Raw genomic sequence first — 6,283 nt, 5'->3', positions numbered from 1 at the left:
CCTTTTCTTTTTTACAATACTTTGCTATTATACCAAATTCCCCTCCAGCAAACAATGCAGTTCAGATGGAAATAATGACAGTTCAGGATTAAACAATCGTTCGGAAATCCTCCCTTTCTATTGTACTAGTTATATAATACATTATTTCGACTTATTTGGCAAGCTTTTTTGCAATTTTTTGTGCGTAGCAGATTTTTGCAATCAAATCAAAAAAAAGATAGAATATGACTATCAAAAAAGACACTCGACTATTTAAAAGAGTACAAAGGAGTTTTCAATGAGAGAATACGATATCATTGCTATCGGTGGAGGTAGTGGAGGAATTGCTACCATGAACCGTGCTGGTGAACACGGAGCCAAAGCGGCCGTTATTGAAGAAAAGAAACTAGGTGGAACCTGTGTCAATGTCGGCTGTGTTCCTAAAAAAATCATGTGGTACGGGGCGCAAATCGCTGAGACTTTCCATCAATTTGGAGAAGACTACGGCTTTAAGACTACTGATCTTAACTTTGACTTTGCAACCCTACGTCGTAATCGTGAAGCCTACATTGATCGCGCTCGTTCTTCTTATGATGGCAGTTTTAAACGCAACGGTGTAGACTTGATTAAAGGTCATGCTGAATTTGTAGATTCTCATACTGTCAGCGTAAATGGTGAACTGATTCGTGCTAAACATATCGTGATTGCTACAGGTGCCCATCCAAGTATTCCAAATATTCCTGGTGCTGAGCTAGGTGGCTCTTCTGATGATGTATTTGCCTGGGAAGAACTTCCAGAGTCAGTTGCCATTCTAGGCGCTGGTTATATCGCCGTTGAATTGGCTGGCGTGCTCCACACTTTTGGTGTCAAGACAGACCTCTTTGTTCGTCGCGATCGTCCTTTGCGTGGTTTTGATTCCTATATAGTTGAAGGTTTGGTCAAGGAAATGGAAAGAACAAACTTGCCACTTCATACTCACAAAGTCCCTGCCAAGTTAGAAAAAACTACTGAAGGCATTACCATTCATTTCGAAGATGGTACTAGTCACACAGCTAGCCAAGTTATCTGGGCTACTGGTCGCCGTCCAAACGTTAAGGGATTGCAACTTGAAAAAGCTGGAGTCACGCTGAATGAACGTGGCTTTATCCAAGTAGATGAATACCAAAATACTGTTGTTGAGGGAATCTACGCTCTAGGTGATGTAACGGGCGAGAAAGAACTGACCCCAGTTGCAATCAAGGCCGGACGTACCCTATCTGAACGTCTCTTTAACGGAAAAAATACTGCAAAAATGGATTACTCAACTATTCCAACCGTTGTCTTTTCACACCCTGCTATCGGAACTGTCGGATTGACAGAAGAGCAAGCTATCAAAGAATATGGTCAAGACCAAATCAAGGTTTACAAATCAAGCTTTGCATCTATGTACTCTGCCGTTACTAGCAATAGACAAGAATCCCGTTTCAAATTGATAACAGCTGGTTCAGAAGAAAAAGTTGTCGGACTTCATGGAATTGGCTACGGCGTTGATGAAATGATTCAGGGATTTGCTGTTGCTATCAAAATGGGAGCAACCAAGGCTGACTTTGATGCAACTGTGGCAATTCACCCAACTGCATCTGAAGAATTTGTAACCATGCGTTAATCGAAATAAAAGAAGCTGATACAACTGTGTCTGCTTCTTTTTTGATGTTTTCGAATCAACAAAACAATTACCCACCCCTTAACCAGTAAGCAAAATCGGCTGTTACAGTTTTTGTTATCTTGTTTTTAAAAATTGGTTGACAATGATTACTCTACGAGTATAATAGTTACTATACATTATAAAAGAGGTTAACTATTTTGAAAAAAGCTCACGTTTATGCTATCCCTGCTATTGGGGCTGCTCTCATTGCTGTTTTGGCACAAATCAGTCTTCCAATTGGACCCGTCCCCTTCACTCTGCAAAACTTTGCAATCGGCTTGATTGCTACTGTCTTTAGACCCAGAGAGGCTGTACTTTCTGTTGGACTTTATCTTCTTCTAGGTGCCATCGGTCTTCCTGTTTTTGCAGGAGGTGGAGCTGGATTGCAGGCGTTGGTTGGTCCCACTGCAGGCTATCTTTGGTTTTATCTTGTATACTCTGGACTTACTTCTTCCCTAACTAACAGCAAGAGTGGTGTTGTCAAGATTTTTCTTGCCAACCTCTTGGGTGATGCCCTTGTCTTTGTCGGCGGGATTCTCAGCTTGCATTTTCTAGCTGGAATGGCATTTGAAAAAGCTCTTGTTGTGGGGGTCATTCCCTTTATCATTCCAGACCTTGGTAAACTTCTAGCTATTAGTTTGATTAGTCGTCCTCTACTTCAACGCCTTAAAAATCAGGCTTACTTTGCTAACTAAAAAAGGATATCGAGTTGTCATGACTCAATATCCTTTTCTTTCATTTTGAAAACTTAGTTGCTTTTAAAGGCATCCACCATTGTTTGAAATTCTTCATTGGAGAGAGTAATTCCTTTACCCATTTTAGTATGATCTGGACTCCAAGCACGAATATCAAACTTTGCAGGAGCACCATTAAAGCTCACACGGTTGATTTCCTTGGTCCAACCTTTTTCGTTTTCAGAAAGAGTCAACAAGTGCTCTTCAATTTCAAATGTAAATTCTGCCATTTTCTTCTCCTTTTTTAGCTTTCATTAGTTTATTCGTAAAATCTTGTAGATTTTAGGAAAATTTTATATAATATTGATATAAAAGAAGGGAGGCCAATATGAGACATAAATTCCAGCAAGTTCTAGATAAAATACATGACTTTTTAAATGGACATGACCAACCAGACCATACTGAAACCAACTCCCTTACAGCCACTATTGAAGAGGCTATCCAGAAACAAACCGCTGTTCACCTTATCTTGTCTGAGGCAAGCTTTACAGGTGACATCATCAAATACGATCAGCAAAGCCAACAAATTATCGTGAAAAATTTTGCCAAAAATGTGACCCGTATTATCCGCATAAGCGATATTCAACGCCTGCGATTTGTCCCGTCAACTGTCCAAACAGCCCAAAAAAATAGATTTAAGAAAGAGTGAGATGTAGTTGCTTCATCCCACTCTTTTTTCTTAGCGAATTTGTTCAAAATGTAAATGAACAGCGATATGGTCTCCATAACCACTTCTTTCCAAGTCACGTTGCAGACGATAGGAAATGTAGTGTTCTGCAATGGTAATGTAACCTGCACCCAATAAACGATGTTCAACCATAGACTGAATCATGCTGATAGTAGCACGTTCCACCTTGGCTTCTTCCAAATCCAAAACCACTTTCTTAGTGACTTGTGCAAGGTTTTGACGCAAATCATCTGTCAATACATAGACAGTCTGGGCTGCCTTTAAGATGGCTTGGTAAATCTTATCTGGATTAAATTCAGCAATTTCGCCATTACGTTTGATTACTTGCATAGGTTTCTCCTTTATTCTTTGTTTTCTTTGATTTCTGCCAACATTTTTTCTTCTTCTGCTGTCAGTTGATAATGTTCAAGCAAATCCGGTCTGCGCTCGTAGGTTTTCTTTAAACTCTCATACAGGCGCCACTGACGAATCTTTTCATGGTGCCCGCTCATCAGAACATCTGGGACAACCATGCCTCGATAATCATAGGGACGTGTGTATTGAGGATATTCGAGAAGGCCAGAAGAAAAACTATCATCTTGGTGGCTAGACTCCTTGCCAATCACTTCTGGAATCAGGCGTACCGTAGCATCAATCATGGTCATGGCCGCCAATTCTCCACCAGTCAAGACATAGTCCCCCAGGGAAATCTCATCTGTCACCAAGGTCTTAATACGCTCATCATAACCCTCATAGTGCCCACAGATAAAGATTAACTCTTCCTCTTGAGCCAAATCCTCAGCATAAGCCTGATCAAACTGCTTTCCAGCAGGATCGAGGAGAATGACGCGCGGATTTTTCTTTTCAATAGCATCAAAGGCATCGAAAATAGGTTGGGCTCGGAGCAGCATCCCCTGACCCGCCCCCGTAGGGCTCATCGTCGACATGGCGGGCCTTTTCAGCATATTCTCGAAAATTATGATACTGAATATCCAAGAGTCCTTTTTCTCGAGCCTTTCCAACGATTGAGTGCTCCAGTGGAGAAAACATCTCTGGAAAAAGGGTTAAAATATCAATTTTCATCGTCTAACCCTTCTAAGATTTCCACATTGACGCGGTTATTTGGAATATCAACATTGAGAACCACTGGTGGGATATAAGGTAAAAGCAAGTCACGTTTACCTTTTCGCTTGACCACCCAGACATCGTTAGCACCTGGTTGCAGGATTTCCTTGATGGTTCCAATCAAGTTATCACCCTCATAGACTTCCAAACCGATAATCTCGTGATAATAAAATTCACCATCGTCTAGGTCATTCAAATCTTCCTCAGCAACCTTGAGACTGTATCCCTTGTACTTTTCAATAGCATTGATATGGTACATATCTTTGAATTTGATAATATCAAAATTCTTATGCTTACGGTGGCTAGCAATGGTCACTGTTTGGACAAACTGATTTTTTTCATCAAACAAGGCCAGCTCAGCCCCTTTTTTAAACCGTTCTTCTGCAAAATCTGTCACAGACAAGACTCGCATCTCACCCTGCAACCCCTGCGTATTGACGATTTTCCCAACATTAAAGTAGTTCATCTTGTCTCCTGTAGTCTCCTTCTCTCCATCTTATTCTGACAATTCTCGAATAATAGTCGCAATTTTTTCGGATTCAGACCATTGTAAATAATGGTGATTCCCTCCTAAAATGAGTCTAGCATTGGAAGTCCAATATTCTGATTCTCTGTACTCTTTTTCTCTGTAAGGCTGACAAAAAACAAATACAGGGATACAATCTGGTATTGATACATCCTCAAAATCTTCCTCAGTAATCTCTCCAGATATCTGAAATCCTGAATTTTGCTTTTCTAACTCTAAGCCTTTTTCTTGCATTATTTCCCAGATTTCTTTATTCGTTTCAGGACTAAATGTTGCTTGAGTTAAATTCTTCAAATAAAGTTCAGGTCCATACTCGTCAATCAGCCTCATCTGTTCTTCCATTTCTGGATAAGGATTTTCTGAAAAATCAGCAAACATGACGTTTTTAGTTGTCGGTTCCACTGCTACTAAAGCCTGACACTTAATTGGTTTCTTGAGCAATTTGCAAGCTAAAATTCCACTCAAACTATGTACACAAAGTATATATTCAAAAATCGCCAATTCTTCAAGTACTTCATAAACTGCATCTACAAGATTATCCAGATTTTTGTCAGCTTGGTCATGAATCGGACTCCTTCCTGTGTTTGGAAAATCAATTGTCAAATAACCAATTGTAGGAGGAAGTTTTTCAAGTATAAGTGAAAAATTTTCATAACTTGGTAGCAAACCTGCGCCACTTAAACAAACTAGCATTTTCTTTTGCTTTTGATAAGTAACAGAGAGACTACCAATTTCTGTAGATACTTCAAACCTCTTCATAAAGAAACCCACTCGTTCTATATAATGAATTATTAAAAATCCCTATCCTTTATTTTATCACGTTCCAGGGATTTTCTCAAGTTGGAGGAAGGGGACATCAATTCTCCTTCACCTTCAAAAATCCTTCCAAATCATGTTTATGTTGGTAGTTAACGGCTGCGGTTTTGTCTTTCTCAAAGATAGTCTTGGTAAGGTCAATATGGTTGATGGCGGCGATTGCGACAGTGTAGTGAATAATATCAGCCAGTTCTTTTGCTAGTTCCTCATTAGAATCCTGAACGCCCTCTTTTCTACCAGAACGACCATTCAAAACCTCAGCTACTTCTCCGACTTCCTCCACTAACTTCATAAAGAGACCTTCCTCAGTTCGAGAATACTGGTAATGTTCGAGTAATACTCTTCGAAAATCTCTTCAAACTACGTCAGCTTCACCTTGCCGTACTCCAGTACAGCCTGCGGCTAGCTTCCTAGTTTGCTCTTTGATTTTCATTGACTATAACTAGTCTTGTAATTGTCTAAACGTTAAATCCTTCATATCCTGCTCCTTGCAAAAAAAGCGAGACATCCGTCCAATGTCATTAAGTTAGTGAGCTAACTATTTGAATAGGAGATATGATTGAGATCATCAAAGTGATTCTATATTCTATTTTTTTGCATGACAAATAAAGGTTTTTTAGCCCCATTTTTTGAGATTTATGTTACTCTATAGATGAAATCAACTACCGATTGGGCCTTTATCTTTCTTGGATATTTTCGATTCGGTCGAATAATAGATAAGTGCTTCTTGAGGTAGTTTTTCAACTGGAGAG

At 39.7% G+C, this 6,283-nt stretch carries 7 protein-coding genes and 2 pseudogenes; 3 read left to right on the top strand and 6 right to left on the bottom strand.

From position 1 onward, the window contains the following. The first annotated feature begins 277 nt into the window (after positions 1–277). Both gor and SMIDD26_RS04995 read left to right on the top strand, forming a co-directional pair. The gene (gor, locus tag SMIDD26_RS05000) at positions 278–1,624 is read left to right on the top strand and encodes a glutathione-disulfide reductase (protein WP_061439283.1); all 1,347 of its coding nucleotides are present in this window, start codon (positions 278–280) and stop codon (positions 1,622–1,624) included. Positions 1,625–1,821: 197 nt separating this feature from the next. After that, on the top strand, positions 1,822–2,358 hold the full coding sequence (locus SMIDD26_RS04995; protein WP_061439281.1) for a biotin transporter BioY: 537 nt from the start codon (positions 1,822–1,824) through the stop codon (positions 2,356–2,358). A 53-nt stretch (positions 2,359–2,411) separates the two neighbouring features. On the opposite strand, the gene SMIDD26_RS04990 is transcribed toward SMIDD26_RS04995, so the two are convergent. Then, positions 2,412–2,627: a YdbC family protein gene (locus SMIDD26_RS04990; protein ID WP_000807423.1), complete on the bottom strand. Its 216-nt coding sequence runs from the start codon at positions 2,625–2,627 to the stop codon at positions 2,412–2,414. A gap of 98 nt (positions 2,628–2,725) precedes the next feature. On the opposite strand from SMIDD26_RS04990, the gene SMIDD26_RS04985 reads away from it, so the two are divergent. After that, a complete protein-coding gene (locus SMIDD26_RS04985; RefSeq protein WP_061439279.1) occupies positions 2,726–3,046 on the top strand; it encodes a hypothetical protein in 321 nt (106 codons plus the stop codon). 30 nt (positions 3,047–3,076) lie between these two features. On the opposite strand, the gene SMIDD26_RS04980 is transcribed toward SMIDD26_RS04985, so the two are convergent. The 5 genes and pseudogenes from SMIDD26_RS04980 to SMIDD26_RS04960 form a co-directional block, all read right to left on the bottom strand. Then, on the bottom strand, positions 3,077–3,415 hold the full coding sequence (locus SMIDD26_RS04980) for an ATP cone domain-containing protein (RefSeq protein ID WP_001196047.1): 339 nt from the start codon (positions 3,413–3,415) through the stop codon (positions 3,077–3,079). Positions 3,416–3,426: 11 nt separating this feature from the next. Further along, positions 3,427–4,147 (bottom strand): annotated as a pseudogene (gene trmD, locus SMIDD26_RS04975) (tRNA (guanosine(37)-N1)-methyltransferase TrmD). Beyond that, a complete protein-coding gene (gene rimM / locus SMIDD26_RS04970) occupies positions 4,137–4,655 on the bottom strand; it encodes a ribosome maturation factor RimM (RefSeq protein ID WP_061439276.1) in 519 nt (172 codons plus the stop codon). Before rimM ends, trmD begins: the two are co-directional and overlap by 11 nt. Before the next feature lie 30 nt (positions 4,656–4,685). Beyond that, positions 4,686–5,474 (bottom strand): alpha/beta hydrolase family protein, encoded by a 789-nt coding sequence (locus SMIDD26_RS04965; protein ID WP_061439273.1) that lies wholly within the window; start codon positions 5,472–5,474, stop codon positions 4,686–4,688. 97 nt (positions 5,475–5,571) lie between these two features. Next, positions 5,572–5,871: pseudogene (locus SMIDD26_RS04960) on the bottom strand (MazG nucleotide pyrophosphohydrolase domain-containing protein); the annotation flags it as partial. Positions 5,872–6,283: the final 412 nt, after the last annotated feature.

Source organism: Streptococcus mitis (genome assembly GCF_001579035.1).
In the GTDB taxonomy this organism is placed as follows: domain Bacteria; phylum Bacillota; class Bacilli; order Lactobacillales; family Streptococcaceae; genus Streptococcus; species Streptococcus mitis_J.
The sequence above is the reverse complement of the archived record's forward strand: the minus strand, read 5'-3'. Positions and strand labels throughout refer to the sequence as shown.